The sequence below is a fragment of the Acinetobacter sp. 70_2 genome (genome assembly GCF_056736115.1).
Genome location: NZ_JBWZIP010000015.1, coordinates 1,646,001 through 1,669,603, shown reverse-complemented (window position 1 = coordinate 1,669,603; position 23,603 = coordinate 1,646,001). Strand labels below are relative to the sequence as shown.

The following is a 23,603-nucleotide window of genomic DNA, read 5'->3' as shown; positions in this document are numbered from 1 at the left end:
TTTGGTAATATACGGGCATTATGATTTTAAGTATTAAATTATTTAAAAATATTGAGAGTAATGATGAGTAGTTTAAAAATTTTAATTACAAAACTTTCTACAGTTGCGCGCACTGCTTTAGAAAAATCAGCTAATGCTTGTGTTCTTCAGCAAAACTACGAAATTGAAATTGAACATTTATTTTTAGAGCTACTTAATCAGCCTTTAGAAAATGATTTAAAAATTTTATTAAAAAAATATAAAATCTCAGCTGACGCTTTGGCAGATGATTTAAAAGAGACAATCTTTCAATTACCAAAAGGGAATACACGGACTCCAATTTTTGCCAAATCAATTGTGCGTTTATTTGAGCAAGCTTGGTTACTGGCTTCAGCGGAACAAAACCCTGTCATTCGTAGTGGTCACTTATTGGTTGCATTATTAACTGCACCAGATTTATATCAAATCGCAACAAGAGCTTCGAGTTTATTTGATCTTTTACCTATAGATTCAATGAAACATAAGTTTCTTGAGATTTGTGAAAAGAGCGTAGAACAACAAGAAGAAACTAAAACCTCTTCACAAGAAGAAGATGAGCTAGAACAAGTCGCTACTCCAACTGTAAAAACTCAAAAAACACCAGCTTTAGATCAATATACGATTAATTTAACTGAAAAAGCGAAGAATGGTGGAATTGATCCTGTTATTGGGCGCGAATTTGAAATTCGTTTAATGCTCGATATTTTAATGCGTAGACGTCAAAACAACCCGATCTTAACTGGCGAACCAGGTGTAGGTAAAACAGCTGTAGTTGAAGGGCTAGCTTTAAAAATTGCTCAAGGTTTAGTGCCTGAAGCTTTAAAAAATGTACATTTGCATGTTTTAGATATGGGCCTTTTACAAGCAGGTGCAAGTGTTAAAGGTGAGTTTGAAAATCGTTTAAAACAAGTGATTCAAGAAGTTCAGGCTTCGGCTCATCCTATTATTTTATTTATTGATGAAGCACACACACTTATTGGTGCAGGTGGCCAAGCAGGGCAAAATGATGCTGCTAACCTTTTAAAACCTGCTCTTGCACGTGGTGAGCTACGAACGATTGCTGCAACAACATGGGCTGAATATAAACAGTATTTTGAAAAAGATGCTGCCTTAAGCCGCCGTTTTCAGGTCGTAAAGGTTGAAGAGCCGACCGAAGAAGTTGCTGTTGATATGCTGCGTGCAATGATTCCAGTGATGCAAAAGCACTTTAATTTACAAATTGACGATGAAGCAATTATCACAGCTGTACATGCTTCTCATCGCTATATCAGTGGTCGTCAACTCCCGGATAAAGCAGTGAGTGTTCTAGACACTGCGGCAGCACGTGTAGCGTTGACCCAAAATGCACAGCCAGTCAAACTTGATCAATTGAAGGCACAAGAACATAACTTAAAGCTTGAGCAACAGATTTTGGAAAATGAACATCGTCAGATTCCAATACATCATGAACGATTAGAGAAACTGAAAAATCATTTAGAGTCTTTGCAAAATGAGATTCAAGAGACTCAGGAACAATGGCAAAAAGAATTAGAGCTAGTTCGTAAAATCCAGGAATTAGAAGCGCAGAGTCATTCTAATGAGTCTGAAGCCTATGATCAGATTAATTTAATGCGCAAAGACCTTGCTGATCTTCAAGGCCAACAGCCATTAGTTTTTGAGCGTGTAAATTCTCAAATTATTAATGAAATTATTTCTGATTGGACCGGTATTCCTGTTGGGAAAATGGTAAATGATGAAATTAAGCAAATCTTAACGCTTGAAGACAAATTGGGCGAGCGTGTAATGGGCCAAGATTATGCACTTACACAATTGGTTCAGGGCATTAAAACATCAAAAGCTAAATTAGAAGATCCAAATAAACCTCAAGGTGTATTCCTTTTAGTTGGACCTAGCGGGGTGGGTAAAACTGAAACTGCAATCACCTTAGCAAATGAGCTGTATGGCGGTGAGCAGCATTTAATCACGATTAATATGTCTGAATATCAAGAAGCACATACGGTATCTTCACTTAAAGGTGCACCTCCAGGATATGTGGGCTATGGTCAAGGCGGTGTGTTAACCGAAGCAGTGCGCCGTAATCCTTATAGTGTTGTACTACTCGACGAAATTGAAAAAGCACATAGTGATGTACAAGAGCTGTTCTACCAAGTATTTGATAAAGGTACTTTAGAAGATGGTGAAGGTCGCGTTATTGATTTTAAAAACACGACAATTTTATTAACTTCAAATGCAGGTTCTAGTGCAATTATGCAGGCCTGTTTAAATCAGCCTGTTGAAGAGTGGCCTACAGCAGAAGAATTAATCGAACATTTAAAACCAAGTTTATATAAACAATTTAAACCAGCCTTTTTAGGGCGTATGAGAGTTGTGCCATATTTCCCGTTGCATGACGATTTATTGGTTCGAATTATTAAACATAAATTGGGCAAAATTACCGCTCGAATTGAAAAACAATATGGAACAGAAGTCCAATATTCAGATGACTTGGTCGAGTTGCTACTCAGCCGTTGTACTGAAGTGGATAGTGGCGCCCGTAATGTCGATAACATCTTAAATTCGACAGTTTTACCTGCTTTGGCAACTGAGATTTTAGTGGCGTTAGCAGATCAAAAATTGCCGAAAGTGATCATGATTGATGCGAAAGATGATGAAATCCAATATTTATTAGATCCAGTTGCAAAGCCTCCTAAAAAACGGACTAGTAAAAAGTTGAAATCAGAAGTTTAAAATTAATAGAGCCAAAATTAGATGAGTATTGATATTTCTGAACTACTTAAACCCATTAATGACAGCTTACTTTGTGGAGAGGATTATTCATTTTCTAATGAATTTCACGAAATAAAGAAAGCGAGAACAGAGGATGATCTACTATTAGATCAGGGGGATTGGGTTGCTGAGCGGAAACAGGCAGATTGGGATTTTGTTGCAAAGAGTGTAAGTACTTTGCTCACAGAAAAAACCAAAGATATCCGTCTATTAACATGGTTAATAGAAGCCTGGACTCATCTAAATGGTTTTGAAGGTATGGTAAAGGGTTTAACGTTAACCCATACCATGCTGAACCAATACTGGCAGGATATTCATCCGATTATTGAAGATGATGATTTGGACCAACGCATTGGTTTATTACAAGGTTTAATTAATCAGTTGCCTGGTTTGTTGAAGAAAGTCTCTTTAACTAGCGCAGTGCCTTATTACAATTTGCTTGATTACGATAATTTTCTATATCACGAGAACATTCGTCGTAAGCAAACTGAAGAGTACGACAGCCAATCAGGCCCATCTGAATTGGAACAATTTGATCAAGCGATCTTTAATACGTCTAAAACCTTTCAATATTCAAATTATCAAGAGTTTACTTCAGTTTTAACTGAGTGGAATGTCTTAAAACAGACGCTTGATCACTTAATGGGATTAGATGCACCAAGTTTTGCTGCAATTGATTCTGCATTTGAAACAATTCACAGCACTTTACGCAAGATTTATAAAGCAGAGGCTTTTGGTACTGGGCTTGCCCAAACCCAAGAACAGGCCGCTGTGATCACGACTCCATCTATGGAAAATCAAGTGCCTGTACAACAAATCGTATCAGAACAGCCTATGTTTCAGCCTCAAGCACAAACTCACTTGGCTAACCGTGAGCAAGCAATGAAAGTGCTACAAGAAATAGCCGATTATTTTCAGGCCAATGAGCCACATAGTCCTGTGAGTTATATGCTTCAAAAGACCATTAAATGGAGTCAAATGCCATTACATGAATGGTTGGCACAAGTCATTAAAGATGAAAATCCATTACAAATGGTTCAGGAAATGTTAGGTGTACAGCCTAAAAATGAATACGAATAAAGATTGGTAAAGACATATGTTTAAAGCTGAAAAAGTCCTGTGGGGCGAAGGTTTATTTTTAAGACCTCAACATTTCCAAATTCAAGATACTTATCATGAACAACGCTTAAATCACACTGTTCGTGCTGTTGTGCCATTTTCATATGGTGTTCAAAAACTTAGTTTTGATGAAGCACAGCTTAGTACACATATACTTGCGCTTGAGTCGGTAGAAATGATTTGGCAAGACGGTGAAATATACCAAGCACCGGCTTATGACTTACTACCTGAACCAATTTTGCTTGATGAGCTTAATTTACGTGGTGAGATGGTCATTTATTTGGCATTACCACTACTCCAAGCCAATAAACAGAATTTAATCGATCAAAACCAGTCACAGAAGGGACGTTACCAATCGCATCTTGTGGAGACTCACGATCTTTTCACAAATGCGACAGAAGCAGATATCAGCTTGTTACGCCGTCGAGCTGTGTTTAAATTATTAGATGCAAACAGCAATCCTGATCATAATTTGGATGGTTTCCTCTATTTGCCAATAGGTAAAATTAAACGTCAGAGTTCAGGCGCTTTTGAAATTGATCGCAAATTTATTCCACCTATTTTGCATGTCGATGCATCTGAGACATTGGTTTCGAATTTAAAAAGAACATTGAATGTTATTAAGGCAAAAATTAAAACCATTCAAACCAACAACCGTGAAAATGAACAGAAATTAATTGAATTCCGTTCAGGTGATATCGTTTCGTTTTGGTTGGTCAATGCTTTAAATACTGCACATGCTGGTCTGAACCATTTCTTACAATATCCGCAAATTCATCCAGAACGATTGTTTTTTGAATTATTGCGTTTAGCAGGCTCATTATTAACTTTTTCGACAGCTTATGAAGTCGATCAGTTACCTGCATATAAACATCACAATTTGCAAGAAAGCTTTACTCAGCTCGACACCATTTTGCGTGATTTATTAGATACCATTATTTCTAGTCGTTATATCAGTATTGCACTTAAAGAAATTCGACCTTCATATTGGGTGGGAAGTCTTGAGACAGATAAGATTACTCGTGACACTAGACTTTATATAGCTGTATCAAGTAGTGCAATGCAGACTCACGAGTTGATTCAGATTGTACCTCTACGATTTAAAATCGGTAGTACGCTGGATGTTGAGCAGCGTGTTGTTGCAGCATTGCCGGCCATTCCATTACACCACTTAATTCAAGTTCCAACGGCTATTCCGGTACGTTCTGGCGTGAGTTATTTCGAAATCGAACCGCATCATGAACTCTATCAGCGCATGTTGGATTCGGAGACGATTTGTATTTACGTCCCAGCTGGCTTCCAAGATATCAGTATTGAGCTGATTGCGGTTATGAACGCTTAAAGATAAAGGAGAGAAAAATGTCACAATCTACAGGTGCTCCTTCTTTATTTGATGACGGGCAAATCGGGACTGGAGGAAACAATAATAGTCAGTCCCAAGCAAAACTTCAGGCGATTAATCTGATCGACTTATTGCACGATGGTTTTTATTTAATCTTTTTGATTCGAAATCAGTATGTACCAGCTGACCCACAGCGGTTTCGTGAAAAAATTTTAGATTTGCTTAATCGGTTTGAGCAACAGGCTAAAAAGTTGCAGTTTTCAGCAGATGATATTCATGATGCTAAATATGCATTTTGTGCGCTGCTTGATGAAACAATCGTGACCCAACAAGACCCAAGCTATTTTAATTTGCAAAATGCTTGGTTGATTAGTCCATTGCAATTGAGCTTATTTGGTTCTCAATTGGCGGGTTATCAGTTCTTTGAAATATTAGAACAGTTGAGAAGCCGTGGAAAAGACCGTTTAGCTGCTCTTGAAGTATTTCATTACTGCCTATTATTGGGTTTTCAGGGTAAATATCGGATTGAGTCTATTGAAAGCCTGAATCATTTGGTTGCGCGAGTAGGTGACGAAATTGATTATTTAAAAGGTAAAAAAGTTGCTTTCTCGCCGTTCTCGGCAATTCCCGATCAGATACGAAATATTATTCATCGCGAATTACCTTTTTTCTGGATTTTGATTTTCTTGTTGATTTTTGCATTGCTTACCTTCGCGGGTCTAAGATTTATGCTCAATAATCAAAATGATAAAGCATTATCTACTTATCAAAATGTGATTTCTGCCCCACAAGAGCAAGCACATATTACAATTTATTTACCTTGATGATGGAACGAAATGGCTCAGGAAAAACCAACTTCTATTCGAGTTTTGCAATCGAATAAAAAAAAGTCGAGATCACCAGTAATCTATATCATCATTGGTATTATTGCCGGGGTGTTTGTAAGCATCTCACTGTTCCTGTTCTTGTCTCAACCGTATTCGTCAGATCCTACAACTGTTGAGAATAAGTCAAATCAAGATCAGGAACATGATCAAGTATTGATGACGAACTCCTCTGCACATGGGCAAGTTGCAGCTGATCAGCAAGAGCAAGCAGATCCAATGAGCCATGATGGTTTTGAGCAACCTAAAGAAAATGAACTGAGTGGTATTTTTAAACCTGCTCCTCATAAAAATGCAGCTCCAACAACTCAGCAACGTGTTTCACCTTTTGATGCCCAGCTCACGGGGGAACGGGTACCACCTAAGCAACAAGTTGTGGCTAAACCCACTCACCCCATACAGCCAGCTCAGCAAAAACCTATCGCTCAACCTAAGGTAGTTCAAGCTAAACCTGCGGAAGCTAAGAAAGCTCCAGCTGAGCCAGAAGCTGAGGCGGAAACACCAAAAGCATCGGTTGATATCAAAGTGACTCGCAGTCCGTTTGCGGTGAATTAGTAAATTCATGATGATTTTTCTAATTTTCTTTTGTTTTGCCTGCCTTGCTATAGGGCTGGCTTTTTTAATGTCTTATGAACTCAGAAGTAAGGGTAGAACATTTGTTCTATCGTTATTACCTCAGGGGCGTCGGCAACTGAATCAGGTCAGGCAATTTGCCCAAACCATGAATCAGGCAGCCGCACCTGAAAAATTACAATCTCATTGGCATTTGCAGCAATGGTGGATTGTAATTGCAGGATTTTTCTTATTTGCCAGTATCTTAGTTTTTGCCTTTACTCGCCCGATTAGCTCAACTCGGATTGAAGCCGAATATTTGAAAAAAACTGACCCGCAAATTTACGCGTTATTAAATGGAGAAATCTTATCACCACCGCCTGAAGTTGATGAAGGTCTGATTGAAGCGGCAATTGTTGAAGCGACGCAATTAGAGCAGCAGTATGCTTCTCAAGACAGTGGTGCGATTAATTCTTCACCTATTGATAAAGCAAGTTTCGATGGCCGTTCAATTTTAGATACCAATATGGTCAATCGTAAGTGGGACAAAATGAATCCTCGTTATAAGCAGCGTTTGCTTATGGTCTTTAAAATTATGAAAGAGCAATATGGTTATGAGCTTGTTTTGCTTGAAGGTTATCGCAGTCCAGGACGCCAGAATATGTTGGCAGGCAACCCGAATACAACCAAGGCAAAAGGGTATCAAAGTTACCATCAATTTGGTTTAGCGGCGGATGTAGCATTTAAACGAAATGGTAAAGTTGTTATTTCTGAACGTGATCCATGGGCTATGCAGGGTTATCGACTGTATGGGCAAGTTGCAGAGTCAGTTGGACTGACATGGGGTGGTCGCTGGAAATCTATACAAGACTATGGTCATACAGAGTATAGAATGCCAGGTCTGAAGAAAACTCAGGAAATGGCGGAAAAATTAATTGCTGAAAGCTTAAATGAAATAAGTTAAAAGCTTAAGAGAGTGATCGAAAACGATCATGCAATACAGTAGTCATCTTATCAGCAAGCTGGGAAATCAACCCAGCTTTTTCCCATGTGTAAATTGAAACTACCATAGGTGAAGCTTCACCTAACGACCTATATTTACGTACACGACGACCTTTAGTGGTACTTACGGGAAGTAAAGATATTCCCAAACCTGTTTCAACACTCACTAAAACACTTTCTAAACTACTGCCTGTAAAAGCAATATACCAACGTCTCCGTTCGCGTTCTAAGGTCTCAAACATTTCATCTCGATAAAGTCCTCCTTGGGGGAAAGTCACTAAACGAATTGGATCGGACATTGGTGTAGTTGTATTTTCACTTTCAAACCACGCCATTTCTTCTGGAAAAGATGCATAACAATCAGCACTAGCGGCTGGTTCTTTTACAATAATAATATCCAGCTCACCATTTCGATAACGCTCTGTTAGGTTACGGCTTAGGCCAGAAGTAACATCTAAACGAATAGACCGATGGGCTTGTGCGAACATGCCGAAAATTTCTGCCATAGCGGTACTCATCATATCTTCTGGTAAGCCAATCCGAATAGGAATACTACCTGCTGGATCTTTTAGAACGGCCTCTGCTTCTTGTTGAAGTGTCAAAATCCTTTGAGCATAACCAATTAAATATTCACCTGAGGCAGTCAATTGTAAAGGTCGTGATGTGCGATCAATAAGTGAATGACCAACAGATTCTTCAAGACGTGCCAACTGCTGACTAATCGTTGATTGTGTCAGGTGCAACTTATCAGCAGCGGCGGTAAAACTGCCACTTTCGAAAATAGTCACGAATGCACGAAGAAGACGAGGATCAAACATAAGAATTATCACCAACTAGGCAAAGAATGGAATGCTTAAGTATTTATAATCTTAATACAATCGATTAAATAATTTAATTTCCAAATACTTTTAAGCACGCTTATTCTAGTTCCAAATTGTTCTGCTCTTAAAGTTTACTTAGATTTTTTCATACCTAAGTTTCTTATATGGATCAAATTGATCGTTGCTACAGCATGCATGTTCAAGCGAATACCGTGAAATTGAAAAGTTACTTCTTTTAGCAGGTGCAAAGTAGTTGAGGATAACGGATGAAAGAAAATCAAATGTTTTTACGCCAAGCCATTGAACTTGCTTATCACAATATTGAAATGGGTGGCAGGCCATTTGGCGCAGTGATTGTAAAAGATGGCCAAGTAATTGCTTCGGGTGTAAATCAAATTTTGACAACCAATGATCCAACGGCTCATGCTGAATTACTTGCAATTCGTGCAGCTAGTCAAGTTTTAGGATCTGCAAACTTAGAAGGCTGCTCTGTGTATGCAAGTGGACATCCATGCCCAATGTGTATGGCTGCAATGCGTTTAGCAGGTATCAAAGCAGTTCACTATGCGTATTCTAATGAAGACGGAACACCCTTTGGTTTATCTACAGCTGAAATATATGCTGATCTTGCAAAACCATTTGCTGAGCAGACTATGAAAATTGAATATGTACCCGTTCGGTTTGAAGACCGTACCGATCTTTATGTACTTTGGCAAAATTATCAAACCAATAAGTCAGGCTCAGAGTAATGAAGCAGTCTGGAGCTTTCTTGGCTAGGCCCATGCTCATCGTAACAGTCGCTTTGGTTGGACTTAATTTAAGACCTTTTATGACGAGTATTGGTCCATTAGTCTCCAGTATTCGGGCAGGAACTGGATTAAGTCTACAAGGAATAGCTTTACTCACTTTATTACCCATGATGCTGATGGGAGTTATTGCCTTTGTTGGTCCAATCGTCCAGAGCGTGGTTGGGGAACGTAGCGTTGTTTTAGGCTCCTTACTGACTATTTGTATTGGATGCGTACTTAGATTTTTATTTCCTACAGCTGAAGGTTTAATTATCAGTGCAGTCGTGATTGGTTTAGGCGTCGCGCTGATACAAGCAGCTTTTCCTGGCATTATCAAAAGAGAGTTCAGCCAACATATTGGACCGATGATGGGCCTTTATTCAGCCATGCTTATGGGCGGTGGTGCACTAGGCGCATGGTTAGCGCCTGTGGTCTCCAATATAACGGGGGTATGGTCTGTTGGACTGGCTTTCTTTGCTATACCAGCTGTATTGGCATTAATCTCAACATTTATTTTTTTACCCTCTATCGTAAGTTCGAATGCACCTCAAGCACCGGTAAAGATGTTGCTTAAGAAACCTAGAACATGGTTATTAATGCTGTGTTTTGGGCTCGTTAATGGTGGTTATTCTTCGGTGGTTGCTTGGTTAGCACCTTCATTTCAAGATCATGGTTGGAGTAGTGAACAAAGTGGAAAATTGCTCGCTTTACTTGCTTTAAGTCAAGCAGCATCGGCATTAATTTTGCCTATTTTAGCTAGACAATATAAAGATCGCCGTCCATGGCTATGGTTTACTCTATTCATGCAATTTGCTGGGTTTTCTGGACTTGCATTTGTGCCTGAACTTGCCTCTATTTTATGGGCAATTTGTTTAGGCGTTGGCTTGGGAGGCTGTTTTGCTCTAACACTTATTGTTGCACTTGACCATTTTAAAGAACCTAGCAATGCAGGAGCTTTATCTGCACTTATGCAAGGTGGTGGTTTTTTACTTGCAGCAATACCACCTTGGTTCGTAGCGGCATTACATGATTTTACAGGTGCTTATAAAGCGGGATGGATTTTTCATTTATGTTGTGTGATGCTCGTGATGGCTTTAGTGGTAAGGCTGACACCTAAAAGTTATCGCAAAATTCGCCTATAAAATATGGTGTGATTAGAGAATATGACCTATCTAAAGAAATACGATTTGCATGCAAAGAGCATCAAAGAATAATGATAGGATGATACTGAAATTTTTAGATTTTAAATGAATACAACAATATTTGATTTTTATGACATCTTCTTTGAAAAAAATTGCCTTACTTAAACAAGGCTTAGGAAAAAATAGTCCATTTGCGACAGGGGTAGATGGAACTTTACAAGCGATTGAACATTTAGGATATGTGCAGATTGATACCATCTCTGTCGTTGAACGTGCTCATCACCATATATTGTGGAGCCGAGTGCCTGAGTACGATTTAAGTCATTTAAACAGTTTGGTTCGTGAACGTCAGATTTTTGAATATTGGTACCATGCGGCGTCTTATCTTCCTATGAAAGATTATCGCTATGCTTTACCTGCCATGATGTCGGTTAAGAATGGGGAAAGCCGATATTTTAATAGAGGTGATCAACACCTGATGAATGAAATATTAGCGCGTGTTCGTGCCGAAGGTAAAATTCGACTACGTGATATCGACAAGAAAAATAAAAAAAGTTTAGGGAATTGGTGGAATACAGGTCCGGGTCGCCGTGCTTTTGAGCAGTTATATATGCAGGGTGATCTGATGATTTGTGAGCGTAACGGCATGGAAAAAGTCTATGATTTGACTGAGCGTTGCTTGCCTGAAAATATTGATTTAAGGATGCCCACGCTTTACGAATATGCGCAGTATTTATTTAATAATACGCTTCGAGCACATGGGGCTTTCACATGGAAGCAATTAGTTCATTTGAAGAAAAATGATTTAAAAGAGGCTATGCGAGTTGTGCTAAAAGAGCAGGTTGATGCTGGTGTTGTATCAGTGGTGAAACTTGCCGACGGTCAAACTTTATATGTGGATGTAGCTGCAATAGAACAAAAAGTGGAGACTGACTTTGGTTTAAAAATACTTTCGCCTTTTGATAATTCTCTCATTCATCGTGACCGCTTAACTTCTTTATTCGAGTTTGATTATCGGATCGAATGTTATGTACCAGCAGCCAAACGCGTATTTGGATATTTCTGTTTACCTATTCTTTATCAAGATGAGTTGGTCGGCCGAATTGATTGTAAAGCACATCGGAGTGTGAAAGAGTTGGAGGTAATTAGCCTGCATCTAGAAAAAACAGTGAAAGATAAAGAGCATTTCTTTTTCGAGTTAGATCAAGAGCTCAAACGTTTCGCAGCATTTAACCAATGTTTAACTGTGAATGACAAGGTAAGTAAGCTTCTTCGCAGTAAGAAGTAAATAAACACTATTTTGGGTTTAAAAATAAAACACCAAAAGAATTAAGGCTTTTGGTGTTTTTACTTGTTAGGTTAAAGACATACGGTATTCAATAACACCTGGTTTTTGTGCAATCCAGTCATAGAGTTTTTGAGCTGTATGATTGGTTTCTTGTGTATGCCAGTATAAACGATTGCAGTTTTGTTCAATGGCTTGCTTCTGAACATATTCGATAAGTTGCTTACCAATGTGTTGCCCACGGGCTTCAGGTGAAACATAAAGGTCTTCTAAATAGCAGTAATTATTCTCTGCCCATGTTGAACGATGAATAACATAATGCACAATTCCTAAAATATGTTCACCTTGTTTGGCAACAGCACAATACATAGGTTCTTTTGCATCGAAAAAACGATCCCAAGTTATTTTTGTAACATGAGGAGGCAAACTAACTTGGTAAAAATTTTGATAGGCAAGCCAATATTTTTCCCATTGTGCATAGTCTTGTGGCTGAACAGGGGCAATTTGAATATCTTGATTTTGCATAAAAAGTACACTCTATTTTTAAAGTAATGGAAAATTGACAGCTAAAGTGTAGTTTTGAAAGTGGTATTTTTATAAGGTACACTTTTGATATTTTTTACAGTACCAGTTTTGTTATGGCCGCTCCAATTTCTGCGCCTTTTCCTCATTTGATTTTGCCAAAGGGCCAGATTAAAGATGGGCTATATTCAGCTCTACGTGATGCTATTTTAGATGGAAGACTCACTGCCGGAACAAAATTACCCTCAAGCCGTGCTTTAGCAGACATGATGTCAATTTCACGAAATTCCGTATTGGCGGCTCTTGAACGTTTGCTTGATGAAGGATATTTATTTACTAAACCGAGTTCAGGAACTTACGTTGCTGAAGTTGTACCAGATCAACTCATACATATCCAAGAAAGTCCCAAAAAAACGACTACAAGTAAACCTCATGCCTTAAATATAAATCCGAATATAGAAGCATTATTGGCTTCATGGCGAGAGCAGTCATGGTCAAGCCAAAAGAAAAAAATGTTCCATGTAGGGGTAGGCTGCGTAGATTTATTCCCTCATCAGCTTTGGGGAAAGCTATTAACTCAAGCTTGGCGACAATCTTATTATCAACTGGGTCAATTTCACGACCCGCGTGGCTATTTACCACTGCGTCAGGCAATTTGCGAATATGTTCGTTCAACTCGTGGGCTGAATTGTAATGAACAGCAAATCATTATTGTAAACGGGACCCAGCAGGCCATTCATTTGACTGCCTATGCGTTACTTCAAACAAATGATGAGGTGTGCCTAGATGAGCCGGGTTATGATGCAGCTTTTAATATTTTTCGAAGTTTTGGAGCTCAGGTCAACTTAATCGAGAGTGATGAAGAGGGCATGCAAGTCGCAGACATTACCAACCATTATTTAAAAAGCAAACTTGTTTATACCGCACCTTCGCATCAGTTTCCTTTGGGAGGAACTTTGAGTTTGGCTCGCCGTTTTGCTTTATTAGATTGGGCGAACAAAGCAGAAAAATGGATTTTTGAAGACGATTATAATAGTGAATTTCGCTATGGTACTCACCCCATCCAAGCGCTACAAGGCTTAGATCAACAGCAACGTGTTATTTACTCTGGTACTTTTACCAAGATGATGTTTCCTGAATTCCGTTTAGGGTTCATGGTAGTACCTGAAGCATTAATCGAAACCTTTAGTGCTGCTAAATACTATACAGACGTGCGAAGTTCATACTTAGAACAGGTTGCTTTAGCTCTATTTATACAACAAGGTCACTATGCTAGGCATGTGCGTAAAGTTCGAAAAGCATGCTATGAGCGTCAGCAGGTATTAATTAAAGCGATTAATGAGCACCTTTCAGACATACTTGATGTTCAGCCCACAGACTCAGGCATTCATCTTATATGCTGGTTAAAAGATGCATGGACTGAGCAAGAGTTTATTGCTCATTGTTCGGCTTTGGATTTAGCGATTCAGCCTCTGTCTCGATATTGTGAAATTGCGCCGAAAAAAGCTGCTGTTTTGTTAGGCTATGCTGCCCATCAATCTGAGGAAATTATAGAAAATATTAAGAAACTCGCTTTTAGCCTCAAAAAGTAAATAGTTAAATTTTTCAGTCTTATATATGCAATATAGGCTAATTTTATTTTTAATGTATCGTGTAAAATATTTAGTGAAATTTAATAGTTTTATGAAAATTAATTAAAGTTAAAAAATATTTTAAATTTAAAAATTTATTAATATTATTTTAAGCTAGCTTAATTATTCTAAAAACATCAAAGCTCATCTAAGTACACCTTTTAGCCACATTCTCCAGATGTGGCTCTTTTTATTTAAGGTTAAAAAATTTAGAAAACGAAATAAATATAATTAAATATTTATTTTTAAATCGCTATAGAGATTTTTTTAATCTTCTTCCATAGCATTACTATAAAATTTAACACCAAGTTTAATACGATCTCGGCCATTACTCATGCGCCAGCGATTTGTATCACGTAAAGAATATACACAACCACAATATTCTTGCTGATAAAATTCTTCACGTTTACTAATTTCGATCATACGGCTAGAGCCACCATTTTTACGCCAGTTATAGTCCCAGTACTGGATTTCAGGATAGTGTGCAGCGGCACGAATCCCGCAATCGTTGATTTGAGCCATATTTTTCCATCGTGAAATTCCTAAAGAACTACTGATTAAACTAAACCCATGTTCATAAGCATATAAAGCAGTACGTTCAAAACGCATATCAAAACACATGGTACAGCGAATACCACGTTCAGGTTCATTTTCCATACCTTTCGCACGGGCAAACCAATTGTCTGTATCGTAATCTGCATCAATAAATGGAATATTATGTTTTTCAGCAAAGCGGATATTTTCCTCTTTGCGAATGAGGTATTCTTTCACTGGATGGATATTGGGATTATAAAAGAATATAGAAAAGTTTATATTGGACTCAATTAATGCTTCCATTACTTCTCCAGAGCAGGGAGCGCAACATGAATGGAGTAATAATTTATTATGTCCTAATGGCAGTTCAAGTTTTTGTCTTTGAGTAGTCATCATTGAAAATTAAGATATATTTTTATATATTTTAAGTTGTTTAAATCAATATTGGAATGAATTTTTTTCAATTTAAGATGAAAATATTTAATTATTAATTTTATTATATTAACTCAGGCATAAATTAATCTATATTTTTATTCTGTGAAATAATAAACACATTATATTTATGCAATATTATAAAAGTTAATTTGATGTGTCTAAAAGCTCAATTAGATGGAAAAGGGTGATGGTTTTATAGTTTTGTAACTATTTGTCTTTTATATATTTATTTTTTATATTTTGATCTAGGATTAGTGTGATAGATGTCACAAATAAGTATTATTTTTTAAATTTAAATATTTTTTTAGATTTATATTTTTATTAAATTTATACTAAAACAGTTATTCTACTTTTTTAATTTGAGTATGTGATATTTTAAGATATGGACGATTGGCAATGTAAGTATTGTAATGGTTACATTATGGTTAATCATTCAAAGATAGAGGTAGGGGAAAAAGTTTACTTTTTGGTGTATAAATTCGACGCAAAAAATGAAAGAAAAAAACTATATAAAAAAGGAACAGTGATCGCGCGCTGCGATAATATTTTACATATCGAATCAAGAAAGAAGACATATAAAATAGAAGAGGCTAAAGTCTATCCACTCGGTGCGCCCATGCCGTTTGTTTACAATATGTTTTGGATTTGTGGCTGTGAAACTAGACCCTAGTATTTTGTTTATGAAATCTGAAATGCAGTATTAATTTAAGTAATTTGATTATTTTTTATACATTTTGTCGGATCATATTTTTAATTCTTCTCATTGTTTAAAATTTCTATAAATAGTCTGAGCTGTTGAATTGTTAAATTTAGCTCTTCATTTGACAAAGTTTCAGCATCCTTTTATAAAACCTCAACTAAAGTTATGGTTAATAGAAATGACTGAAACGAATCAAAGCCGTTTGTTGACTGTAGGTGAGGTTGCAAAACGTAGTGGTGTTGCAGTTTCAACGCTTCATTTTTATGAATCTAAAGGTTTGATTAAAAGTATAAGAACCAATGGTAACCAACGTCGTTTTACTTTAGTTGTGCTGCGTTATATTGCGATCATTAAAATTGCACAAAAGGTTGGTATTCCATTAGAGGAAATTAAACAAGCTTTAAGCAAGTATCCAATGGGATCTAAATTAACTGCACAGCAATGGAAAGAGTTATCTCTCGACTGGCGGAAAAATTTGGATGATCGTATTCAAAAGCTTACGCGGCTGCGAGATGAGATGGATTGGTGTATTGGCTGTGGATGCTTGTCATTAGAACAATGTCCTTTAAGAAACCCAGATGATGTATTGGGGCAAGAAGGCGTTGGAGCACGTATTTTAGAAAGATCGTAGCTCATACATCTGTTGCTTGATCTTGTTCATCATAATTTACCGCTTGGAATAATTCATTATTTTGTAAGTTACTCTCTATGAAGGTTTTTTATTGTAAACAACGCATATAAAACATGAGTTTTTTTGATATCTTTAGCTTTTTTAGTAAGAAGTAAAATTTATGAAAAAAACTATCTTTCTTGGATTAGCGCTTGTTTCGTTAACGGCTTGCTCAGCAGTACAACATAAAGACTCAACTCCACCAAAAATTGGTTCACCAAATCCAGCAAGTAAATATTGTGTTGAGCAAGGTGGAAAATTAGAAATTAGAAATGAAGCAAATGGTCAGGTTGGGTATTGTCATTTGCCAAATGGTCAAGTGGTCGAAGAGTGGAAATTATTCCGCGATAACCAAGCTAACTGTGTAGCTGAAGAAGCTCAAAAATTAGTTGGTCAGTCTGGCTTAACTGATGACCAAATCAAACAAAAAACCAATTCAGAAATTGTACGTAGAGTCGCTCCAGGTCAGCCAATGACAATGGATTATCGTACAAACCGTGTCACTGTTACCATTGATCCAGCAACTAAAAAAATTACCAACGCGAACTGTGGTTAATTTTTTAATTAAAAATTGATTTAAGACCGAACAAGAAAGCCTGTCAAAAGATGGGCTTTTATTATTTTATTTCACTTACTCAAAAAAAAGCCCCTAGCGGACTAGAGGCAGAAAAACTTCAGATGCAAGAACAGGTGAATTATGCATCTGAGTTAAGTAGGTTGTATCAAACCATGTAAAGCACTTTACCAGTAAAAATGAGTAAAAATAGGGGCGTGCGACTAATGGCTAATATATGCTGTTTGTTATTTATACAAATTGATGCATTAAATTAATTTAAGAATCATTTTAAACATCTACTAAAAAATAGAAGTCTTAAAATTTATGACTATGGACTCATTCATTTCGGGCCAATGTTCAACCGTTGTCTTTTTGTGCGACTACCCAAGAGTTATTCGTGATTTGTGCTTGGCTTAATGATAATTTTAGAGCTATCCGAAAGGACACAATAATGACGAACATACGAATAATAATGAATCTAAGGTAGGACCCAGTGTTTATTAGTGTATTTGATCTTTTTAAAATTGGCATTGGTCCATCTAGCTCCCATACAGTTGGACCCATGCGAGCGGCATACAGTTTTGTGGATGATTTATTGAAGCAAAACGATTTACAAGCAACGGTTAAAGTTCAGGTGAATTTATATGGTTCGCTGTCGGCAACTGGTGTCGGTCATGCGACAGACAAGGCGGTTCTGTTAGGTTTAATGGGCTTTGACCCTGAACATATTGATACTCAACTAAGCACAAGCTTGATTGAAGATGTTCTTGAAAATAAAGCAATTCTGCTTAATCAGCAAAAGACGATTTCTTTTGACTATAAGCATGATGTACTTTTTTTAGATGAATCTTTGCCTTATCACCCCAATGCAATGGAACTGATTGCCTATAATGAAGCCGAAGAAACTTTGTACGCAGAAACTTATTATTCGGTTGGTGGTGGTTTTATTGTTAGTCAAAGGCAATTAACACAAACCCAGACTGAAACCAACGACGTTAAGGTTCCATATCCATTTCACAGTGCGGCTGAACTTTTAAGCTTATGTAAAACTCATCATTTATCAGTGAGTGAGTTAATGCTTGAAAATGAAAAAAGCTGGCGTAGTGAAGCTGAAATTCGTAGCAAGATTATGGAAATCTGGAAAGTGATGCAGCAGTGCATTCACAACGGATTAATTAATGAAGGCATATTACCGGGCGGATTAAACGTAAAACGTCGGGCTAAAAAAATTCACGATAAGTTATTAAATAAGAAAAACTCAAACCTGATTGTGACGACTTTCCATGCGATGGAATGGGTCAATTTATTTGCCTTAGCGGTAAATGAAGAAAATGCTGCTGGCGGTCGAGTGGTGACGGCACCTACAAATGGTGCAGCAGGGATTATTCCGGCAGTTTTATATTACTACGTGACTTTTTCTAAAGACTTTTCTGAAGATAAAGTGGTTCGCTTTTTTCTAAGTGCGGCAGCCGTCGGTATTTTATGTAAACTCAATGCTTCTATTTCTGGTGCAGAAGTAGGGTGTCAGGGTGAAGTCGGCTCGGCGTGTGCGATGGCTTCGGCAGGTTTAGCCGAAATTTTAGGAGCATCTCCTGAGCAAGTGGAGCATGCAGCTGAAATTGGGCTTGAACATAACTTGGGTTTAACGTGTGACCCGATTGGTGGTTTGGTTCAGGTACCTTGTATTGAACGAAATGCGATTGCGGCTGTAAAAGCGATTAATGCAGCACAAATGGCACTTCATGATGAAGGTGAGCATTTTGTGACTTTAGATAAAGTTATTCAGACCATGAAGGAAACAGGCAAAGATATGTCTGAGAAATATAAAGAAACTTCAAAAGGTGGCCTCGCTGTTAACGCGATTGAGTGTTAAAAAAATGAGATGGGGACGAGGAGACCCCATCTCATTTTAAACATTAAGCCTCGCGAGCAACTAAGGTTAAAATGTCGTAGGTTGCGACAAGTTCACCACGTTGGTTTTTGACTTTGATATCCCATACCACAACGCCATGCGCAGGTTGAGATGGGTCTTTTTGTGGTTTAGGTGTTTTTTGTTTACAGGTGAGTTCAACTTGGATTGAGTCACCAATTTTAACCGGTTCAACAAAACGTAAGTTGTCCATACCATAATTGGCAATCACAGGGCCTTGTGCTGCATCTACAAATAGACCTGCTGCAGCAGACACAATGAAGTAACCGTGTGCCACACGCTCTCCAAAGAAAGACTCGGCCGCTGCGATTTTGTCAGTATGTGCATAGAAGTAGTCACCGCTTAAACACGCGAAATTGACAATATCTGCTTCGGTGACTGTACGACGCGCCGTTAATAAACGTTCACCAATCACTAACTCGTCAAAAGACTTTTTAAATGGATGTACACGGTCCTCATTAACTTTCGAGCCAGCAGTCCATGAGTGAGTAATTTGCGTCAGGCTATTTGGAGAGCCTTGAATTGCAGTGCGCTGCATATAATGTTTAACCGCGCGAATACCACCTAACTCTTCACCGCCACCGGCACGGCCAGGGCCGCCGTGTACTAAATGTGGAAGTGGTGAACCATGACCTGTACTTTCTTTTGCTGACTCTGCATCAAGTACATGCACACGGCCATGCCAAGGCGCAATTTTTTGAATAATCTGCTCAATATTCTCATCGTTATTTTTAACGACTGAAGCCACTAAGCTACCTTCACCACGTGAAACAAGATCAGCTAGTTCTTCAATGTTGCTGTATGGCATGAGTGTACATACCGGACCGAACGCTTCTGTGGTGTGAACATTCGTCGCTTGTAAAGGCTGTTCGCACAGCAATAAAGTTGGAGCGAAAAAAGCACCTTTTTCAGGATGGTCGGCATTAAATGTAAAGCTATCATTGCCACCAAAAACAATTTTTGCGTCTTTACTGAGTTCGGCAACTTTTTCTGCAACGTCATGTTTTTGTTTAATGCTCGCTAAAGCACCCATGTTGGTTTCTTCTTTTTGAGGATCACCCACCACAACTTTAGCAAGTTTAGCAGTTAGCTTTTCTTGTACTGTCGCTAATAAATTTTCAGGAACAAATGCACGACGAATTGCAGTACATTTTTGGCCTGCTTTGGTGGTCATTTCACGGAAGACTTCACGCACAAATAAATCGACAGTTTCTTCATTTGCCTCAGGGCTTAAAATTGCACTGTTTACCGAGTCAGCTTCCATGCTAAATGGAATCGAATATTTATTGAGGTGAGGGTGATTACGTAGTTTTTGGCCTGTGTAAGCAGAACCTGTAAATGTCACACAGTCTTGTGGGCCTAGGTGCTCTAACAGGTCATAGGTCTGACCGCAAATGAGTTGTAGAGAGCCTTTTGGTAATACATGAGCTTCTTCAATGGCTTGTACAACCGCTTGAGTTAGTTGAGAGCCATCGGTTGCAGGTTTCACAATACATGGCACGCCTGCAAGAAGAGTTGGTGCAATCTTTTCAAGCATTCCCCAAATTGGGAAGTTAAAAGCATTAATGTGAACGGCAACACCTGCTTTAGGACTTAAAATGTGTTTAGCACCAAAAGTTCCATTTTTAGAGAGTTGAATCCAGCTATCTTCAGTAATAATTTTTTCGTCATTGAGTTCACGGCGAACCAGACTTGAATAAGCAAATAATGTCTGGATCCCACCTTCAATATCAATCCACGCATCTTTACGAGTTGCACCTGTTGCATAAGCAAGTTTGTAGAAGTCTTCCTTACGCTCAAGTAAATGTTGGGCAATTTGTTTTAAGGCATTGGCACGTTGGTGGAATGTCCAGTTAGCCAGTTCTGAACCATTTTGTTTGGCATATTGAACAACACGTTTCATATCAATGCCATGACTACTTACGGCATAAATCGATTCACCTGTAATGGCATGATAAACAGGGCGTAGCTCTTCGTCAGACGAATGCCATGTTCCATAGACATAAGAAGCAAGATGAGACAGTTGATGTTCAGGCTGCTGAAAATCTGTGTCAGTTGAGGTTCCTTCTAGGTGTGCTTGTTCAAGCATGACCAAACTCCTTTTTTATGTGATACATCAATTATAAAAATTGCAAAAATATGATTCATAATTTCAGATTAATTTGTCTAAAAGTCAACTTTATTTTGATTTATAAAAGTAAAAAGGTTTTTTGCAATTGATTTAAGTTTAATAATTTCAATAATTTGATGTGTTTTGTTATTGGTAATTTAATTTGATACTAAAAAAGTGATTGACTTTGTTTTTAGTGTATCGAAAAATAGATTTAAGGGTGATGCCTACAGGGAATGAAAGAATGGAAAACAATTACCAGAAATTTGAACAAAATATTGCCAATGAAATTACGATCGAGGCTAAGGATCAAATGCCCGATGCCTACCGCAAAACATTAATTCGTCAAATTGGGCAACATGGGCATTCTGAAATTGTAGGTATGTTGCCTGAAGGAAACTGGATTACTCGTGCGCCGACTTTAAAACGTAAAGCGGTTTTGCTCGCGAAGGTACAAGATGAAGCGGGTCATGGTTTGTATTTGTACAGCGCGGCAGAAACTTTAGGTGCTGACCGTGATGACATGATGGAAAAATTAATTGATGGAAAAATGAAATACTCATCCATCTTTAACTATCCAACTTTGACTTGGGCAGATGTCGCTGCAATTGGTTGGCTTGTCGATGGGGCAGCCATTGTGAACCAAGTTGCGCTTTGCCGTACCTCTTACGGACCCTATGCACGTGCGATGGTACGTATTTGTAAAGAAGAAAGTTTCCACCAGCGCCAAGGTTTTGAAGCCATGATGGCTTTGGCAGGCGGTACACCAGAACAAAAACAGATGGCGCAAGATGCGGTAAATCGTTATTGGTGGCCAGCACTCATGATGTTTGGTCCAAGTGATGAACACTCTCCAAACAGCGCACAAAGCATGGCGTGGAAAATCAAACGTTTTAGTAACGATGAGTTACGTCAAAAGTTTGTCGATAACACCGTACCACAAGTGTTGCAACTTGGCTTGGAAGTACCAGACCCAGATTTAAAGTTCAATGAAGAAACTGGTCACTACGAGTTTGGCGAGATTGACTGGCACGAATTTAATGAAGTGATTGCCGGACGTGGACCATGTAATCACGAGCGTATCGAAGCACGCCGTAAAGCATGGGAAAACGGCAAATGGGTTCGTGATGCAGCAGTGGTCTATGCGAAAAAACAGCAGCTTGAAGCGAACAAAGTGGCTTAACAAGATTTATGGAAAAATTTGAGGAAATCAAAATGGAAGATAAAAACAACTGGTCGCTCTACGAAGTATTTGTACGTAGTAAACAAGGCTTAAGCCACCGTCATGTAGGCACCTTAAGAGCACCTGATGATGAAATCGCACTGCAACATGCTCGTGATGTTTACACGCGTCGTAATGAAGGAATTAGCATTTGGGTGGTTCGTTCAGAACTGATTAAGTCATCACAGCCAGATGACAAAGCTGAATTTTTCGATCCTTCTTTAGACAAGGTTTATCGTCATCCGACTTTTTACCATATCCCAGATGGCATTGAGCACATGTAAGGGAGATGACACATGAATCATTCAGTTTTATCTAAATTCTTATTACATATTGGCGACAGTCAATTGGTTTTATCTCAGCGTTTAGCTGAGTGGTGCGGGCATGCACCTGAGCTTGAAGTTGATATTGCTTTAGCAAATATCGGTTTGGACTTGTTAGGTCAGGCAAGAAACTTTCTGACGTTGGCTGGTCAATACGATGAAGCTCAACGTGATGAAGATCAGCTTGCGTATTTCCGTACTGAGCGTGAGTTTTTAAACCTATTGTTGTGTGAACAACCGAATGGCGATTTTGCACAAACGATTGTACGCCAGTGGTTGATGGACCATTACCATCTTCATTTATTTACGGCTTTAACACAGAGCTCACTTCCTGAATTAAGTGCGCTTGCTGTGAAATCTTTAAAAGAAGTGAAGTATCACATCCGCTTTTCGACGAGCTGGATGGAACGTTTAAGTTTAAGCACAGATGAAGCGCATCAACGTGTGCAAGACGGTTTAAATAATTTATGGCGCTTTACTGCTGAGTTATTTGAACTGAGTGCAGACGAGCAAGCACTAGTTGCAGAAGGTGTGATTCCAGATTTTTCAAATGAAAAAGAACAATGGAACCAAACCATTGCAGATGAGCTTAAGCGCTTTGAATTAAATATTGCTGTGAACGGTGCTTATCGCCGTGGTGCGAAACAAGGATTGCATACCGAGCATTTAGGTTATTTGTTGGCTGAAATGCAAAGTATTCAAAGAACTTATCCGGGCATGACCTGGTAAGACAAGGAGGTGAGCCATGCAAATGATTCGTCATTGCATCGACCAATGTTGGGATGTTCTACAAACGGTAAGTGACCCTGAAATTCCGGTTTTATCTGTTGTGGATTTGGGCATGATTCGCGGTGTAGAGATTAACGATCAACAAGAAATTATTGTTCGTTTAACTCCGACATATAGCGGTTGCCCAGCAACAGATATGCTCAAAGCACAGATTGTTGAGGCATTTACCGCAGAAGCTTTGACACCAGTCAAAGTCATGGTCGATTTGTCAGAAGCATGGACCACGGACTGGATGTCTGAAGCGGGTAAAAAGAAACTTCAAGTTTATGGCATTGCACCACCAGAAGGGTTGGCGCATCAGTGTGGAACTCACGTTCACTTAAAAGATGGTGTCGAGTGTCCACGTTGTAAAAGCCGACATACCCGACTGTTAACAGAGTTTAGTTCTACCGCCTGTAAAGCACTTTATAAATGTCAGGACTGTCTTGAGCCTTTTGATTACTTCAAATGTATTTAAGTCTT

22 protein-coding genes are annotated in these 23,603 nt (G+C 38.4%); 18 read left to right on the top strand and 4 right to left on the bottom strand.

What is annotated here, in order from left to right:
* Window positions 1-60: 60 nt before the first annotated feature.
* The 6 genes from tssH to AC1PJ9_RS16905 are packed head-to-tail and all read left to right on the top strand — an operon-like array spanning window position 61 to window position 7,645.
* On the top strand, window positions 61-2,745 hold the full coding sequence (gene tssH / locus AC1PJ9_RS16930; RefSeq protein WP_311087896.1) for a type VI secretion system ATPase TssH: 2,685 nt from the start codon (window positions 61-63) through the stop codon (window positions 2,743-2,745).
* Window positions 2,746-2,766: 21 nt separating this feature from the next.
* Window positions 2,767-3,864 (top strand): type VI secretion system protein TssA, encoded by a 1,098-nt coding sequence (tssA, locus tag AC1PJ9_RS16925; RefSeq protein ID WP_311087895.1) that lies wholly within the window; start codon window positions 2,767-2,769, stop codon window positions 3,862-3,864.
* Window positions 3,865-3,880: 16 nt separating this feature from the next.
* Complete coding sequence (tssK, locus tag AC1PJ9_RS16920; protein ID WP_004702450.1) at window positions 3,881-5,245, top strand: type VI secretion system baseplate subunit TssK; 1,365 nt, start codon at window positions 3,881-3,883, stop codon at window positions 5,243-5,245.
* 17 nt (window positions 5,246-5,262) lie between these two features.
* Window positions 5,263-6,069: a type IVB secretion system protein IcmH/DotU gene (gene icmH / locus AC1PJ9_RS16915; protein ID WP_263613411.1), complete on the top strand. Its 807-nt coding sequence runs from the start codon at window positions 5,263-5,265 to the stop codon at window positions 6,067-6,069.
* A 12-nt stretch (window positions 6,070-6,081) separates the two neighbouring features.
* Window positions 6,082-6,684, top strand: a complete 603-nt coding sequence (locus AC1PJ9_RS16910) for a hypothetical protein (protein ID WP_311087894.1) — start codon at window positions 6,082-6,084, stop codon at window positions 6,682-6,684.
* 7 nt (window positions 6,685-6,691) lie between these two features.
* Window positions 6,692-7,645 (top strand): M15 family metallopeptidase, encoded by a 954-nt coding sequence (locus AC1PJ9_RS16905; RefSeq protein ID WP_263613413.1) that lies wholly within the window; start codon window positions 6,692-6,694, stop codon window positions 7,643-7,645.
* Window positions 7,646-7,649: 4 nt separating this feature from the next.
* Here the strand turns inward: AC1PJ9_RS16905 and AC1PJ9_RS16900 are convergent, their stop codons facing one another.
* Window positions 7,650-8,501, bottom strand: coding sequence for a LysR family transcriptional regulator (locus tag AC1PJ9_RS16900; protein ID WP_311087893.1), 852 nt, complete (start codon window positions 8,499-8,501; stop codon window positions 7,650-7,652).
* Window positions 8,502-8,770: 269 nt separating this feature from the next.
* Here AC1PJ9_RS16900 and AC1PJ9_RS16895 point away from each other — a divergent pair, with 269 nt between their 5' ends.
* From AC1PJ9_RS16895 to AC1PJ9_RS16885, 3 genes are all read left to right on the top strand, one after another.
* The gene (locus tag AC1PJ9_RS16895) at window positions 8,771-9,253 is read left to right on the top strand and encodes a nucleoside deaminase (RefSeq protein WP_311087892.1); all 483 of its coding nucleotides are present in this window, start codon (window positions 8,771-8,773) and stop codon (window positions 9,251-9,253) included.
* Window positions 9,253-10,434 carry a cyanate transporter gene (locus AC1PJ9_RS16890; RefSeq protein ID WP_311087891.1) on the top strand — a complete coding sequence of 394 codons (1,182 nt, stop codon included), beginning with the start codon at window positions 9,253-9,255 and terminating at the stop codon, window positions 10,432-10,434. The genes AC1PJ9_RS16895 and AC1PJ9_RS16890 overlap by 1 nt, the downstream gene beginning before the upstream one ends.
* 130 nt (window positions 10,435-10,564) lie before the next feature.
* Window positions 10,565-11,722, top strand: a complete 1,158-nt coding sequence (locus AC1PJ9_RS16885) for a winged helix-turn-helix domain-containing protein (RefSeq protein WP_311087890.1) — start codon at window positions 10,565-10,567, stop codon at window positions 11,720-11,722.
* A 66-nt stretch (window positions 11,723-11,788) separates the two neighbouring features.
* Here AC1PJ9_RS16885 and AC1PJ9_RS16880 read toward each other — a convergent pair whose 3' ends face one another.
* Complete coding sequence (locus AC1PJ9_RS16880) at window positions 11,789-12,244, bottom strand: GNAT family N-acetyltransferase (RefSeq protein ID WP_311087889.1); 456 nt, start codon at window positions 12,242-12,244, stop codon at window positions 11,789-11,791.
* A 113-nt stretch (window positions 12,245-12,357) separates the two neighbouring features.
* On the opposite strand from AC1PJ9_RS16880, the gene pdxR reads away from it, so the two are divergent.
* Window positions 12,358-13,833, top strand: coding sequence for a MocR-like pyridoxine biosynthesis transcription factor PdxR (gene pdxR / locus AC1PJ9_RS16875; RefSeq protein ID WP_311087888.1), 1,476 nt, complete (start codon window positions 12,358-12,360; stop codon window positions 13,831-13,833).
* Between the two features lie 306 nt (window positions 13,834-14,139).
* On the opposite strand, the gene AC1PJ9_RS16870 is transcribed toward pdxR, so the two are convergent.
* Entirely contained in the window at window positions 14,140-14,799 is a 660-nt protein-coding gene (locus AC1PJ9_RS16870; RefSeq protein WP_263614959.1) for an epoxyqueuosine reductase QueH, read from the bottom strand.
* A 424-nt stretch (window positions 14,800-15,223) separates the two neighbouring features.
* Between AC1PJ9_RS16870 and AC1PJ9_RS16865 the strand changes: the two genes are divergently transcribed.
* The 4 genes from AC1PJ9_RS16865 (at window position 15,224) to AC1PJ9_RS16850 (ending at window position 18,640) form a co-directional block, all read left to right on the top strand.
* The gene (locus tag AC1PJ9_RS16865; RefSeq protein WP_263613420.1) at window positions 15,224-15,511 is read left to right on the top strand and encodes a hypothetical protein; all 288 of its coding nucleotides are present in this window, start codon (window positions 15,224-15,226) and stop codon (window positions 15,509-15,511) included.
* Between the two features lie 208 nt (window positions 15,512-15,719).
* The gene (gene soxR / locus AC1PJ9_RS16860) at window positions 15,720-16,172 is read left to right on the top strand and encodes a redox-sensitive transcriptional activator SoxR (protein ID WP_263613421.1); all 453 of its coding nucleotides are present in this window, start codon (window positions 15,720-15,722) and stop codon (window positions 16,170-16,172) included.
* Between the two features lie 160 nt (window positions 16,173-16,332).
* Entirely contained in the window at window positions 16,333-16,767 is a 435-nt protein-coding gene (locus AC1PJ9_RS16855; RefSeq protein WP_311087887.1) for an I78 family peptidase inhibitor, read from the top strand.
* A 493-nt stretch (window positions 16,768-17,260) separates the two neighbouring features.
* Window positions 17,261-18,640 carry an L-serine ammonia-lyase gene (locus AC1PJ9_RS16850; protein ID WP_311087886.1) on the top strand — a complete coding sequence of 460 codons (1,380 nt, stop codon included), beginning with the start codon at window positions 17,261-17,263 and terminating at the stop codon, window positions 18,638-18,640.
* Between the two features lie 43 nt (window positions 18,641-18,683).
* On the opposite strand, the gene paaZ is transcribed toward AC1PJ9_RS16850, so the two are convergent.
* Window positions 18,684-20,786, bottom strand: coding sequence for a phenylacetic acid degradation bifunctional protein PaaZ (gene paaZ / locus AC1PJ9_RS16845; RefSeq protein WP_311087885.1), 2,103 nt, complete (start codon window positions 20,784-20,786; stop codon window positions 18,684-18,686).
* A gap of 265 nt (window positions 20,787-21,051) precedes the next feature.
* Here paaZ and paaA point away from each other — a divergent pair, with 265 nt between their 5' ends.
* From paaA to paaD, 4 genes are read left to right on the top strand one after another with little or no spacing between them, the layout of a single operon-like run.
* Window positions 21,052-21,990 (top strand): 1,2-phenylacetyl-CoA epoxidase subunit PaaA, encoded by a 939-nt coding sequence (paaA, locus tag AC1PJ9_RS16840; RefSeq protein ID WP_046879723.1) that lies wholly within the window; start codon window positions 21,052-21,054, stop codon window positions 21,988-21,990.
* Between the two features lie 32 nt (window positions 21,991-22,022).
* Entirely contained in the window at window positions 22,023-22,313 is a 291-nt protein-coding gene (gene paaB, locus AC1PJ9_RS16835; RefSeq protein WP_311087884.1) for a 1,2-phenylacetyl-CoA epoxidase subunit PaaB, read from the top strand.
* 12 nt (window positions 22,314-22,325) lie between these two features.
* A complete protein-coding gene (gene paaC / locus AC1PJ9_RS16830) occupies window positions 22,326-23,081 on the top strand; it encodes a 1,2-phenylacetyl-CoA epoxidase subunit PaaC (protein WP_311087883.1) in 756 nt (251 codons plus the stop codon).
* Between the two features lie 16 nt (window positions 23,082-23,097).
* Window positions 23,098-23,598 (top strand): 1,2-phenylacetyl-CoA epoxidase subunit PaaD, encoded by a 501-nt coding sequence (paaD, locus tag AC1PJ9_RS16825; protein WP_009391055.1) that lies wholly within the window; start codon window positions 23,098-23,100, stop codon window positions 23,596-23,598.
* Window positions 23,599-23,603 lie beyond the last annotated feature (5 nt).

Coding starts and splice junctions, on each gene's coding strand:
- soxR (WP_263613421.1), top strand. CDS start 15,720: ATGACTGAAACGAATCAAAGCCGTTTGTTGACTGTAGGTGAGGTTGCA.
- paaD (WP_009391055.1), top strand. CDS start 23,098: ATGCAAATGATTCGTCATTGCATCGACCAATGTTGGGATGTTCTACAA.
- AC1PJ9_RS16910 (WP_311087894.1), top strand. CDS start 6,082: ATGGCTCAGGAAAAACCAACTTCTATTCGAGTTTTGCAATCGAATAAA.
- AC1PJ9_RS16885 (WP_311087890.1), top strand. CDS start 10,565: ATGACATCTTCTTTGAAAAAAATTGCCTTACTTAAACAAGGCTTAGGA.
- AC1PJ9_RS16890 (WP_311087891.1), top strand. CDS start 9,253: ATGAAGCAGTCTGGAGCTTTCTTGGCTAGGCCCATGCTCATCGTAACA.
- AC1PJ9_RS16880 (WP_311087889.1), bottom strand. CDS start 12,244: ATGCAAAATCAAGATATTCAAATTGCCCCTGTTCAGCCACAAGACTAT.
- paaZ (WP_311087885.1), bottom strand. CDS start 20,786: ATGCTTGAACAAGCACACCTAGAAGGAACCTCAACTGACACAGATTTT.
- tssK (WP_004702450.1), top strand. CDS start 3,881: ATGTTTAAAGCTGAAAAAGTCCTGTGGGGCGAAGGTTTATTTTTAAGA.
- paaC (WP_311087883.1), top strand. CDS start 22,326: ATGAATCATTCAGTTTTATCTAAATTCTTATTACATATTGGCGACAGT.
- AC1PJ9_RS16895 (WP_311087892.1), top strand. CDS start 8,771: ATGAAAGAAAATCAAATGTTTTTACGCCAAGCCATTGAACTTGCTTAT.
- icmH (WP_263613411.1), top strand. CDS start 5,263: ATGTCACAATCTACAGGTGCTCCTTCTTTATTTGATGACGGGCAAATC.
- AC1PJ9_RS16855 (WP_311087887.1), top strand. CDS start 16,333: ATGAAAAAAACTATCTTTCTTGGATTAGCGCTTGTTTCGTTAACGGCT.
- AC1PJ9_RS16865 (WP_263613420.1), top strand. CDS start 15,224: ATGGACGATTGGCAATGTAAGTATTGTAATGGTTACATTATGGTTAAT.
- tssA (WP_311087895.1), top strand. CDS start 2,767: ATGAGTATTGATATTTCTGAACTACTTAAACCCATTAATGACAGCTTA.
- paaB (WP_311087884.1), top strand. CDS start 22,023: ATGGAAGATAAAAACAACTGGTCGCTCTACGAAGTATTTGTACGTAGT.
- paaA (WP_046879723.1), top strand. CDS start 21,052: ATGGAAAACAATTACCAGAAATTTGAACAAAATATTGCCAATGAAATT.
- AC1PJ9_RS16900 (WP_311087893.1), bottom strand. CDS start 8,501: ATGTTTGATCCTCGTCTTCTTCGTGCATTCGTGACTATTTTCGAAAGT.
- AC1PJ9_RS16905 (WP_263613413.1), top strand. CDS start 6,692: ATGATGATTTTTCTAATTTTCTTTTGTTTTGCCTGCCTTGCTATAGGG.
- tssH (WP_311087896.1), top strand. CDS start 61: ATGATGAGTAGTTTAAAAATTTTAATTACAAAACTTTCTACAGTTGCG.
- pdxR (WP_311087888.1), top strand. CDS start 12,358: ATGGCCGCTCCAATTTCTGCGCCTTTTCCTCATTTGATTTTGCCAAAG.
- AC1PJ9_RS16870 (WP_263614959.1), bottom strand. CDS start 14,799: ATGACTACTCAAAGACAAAAACTTGAACTGCCATTAGGACATAATAAA.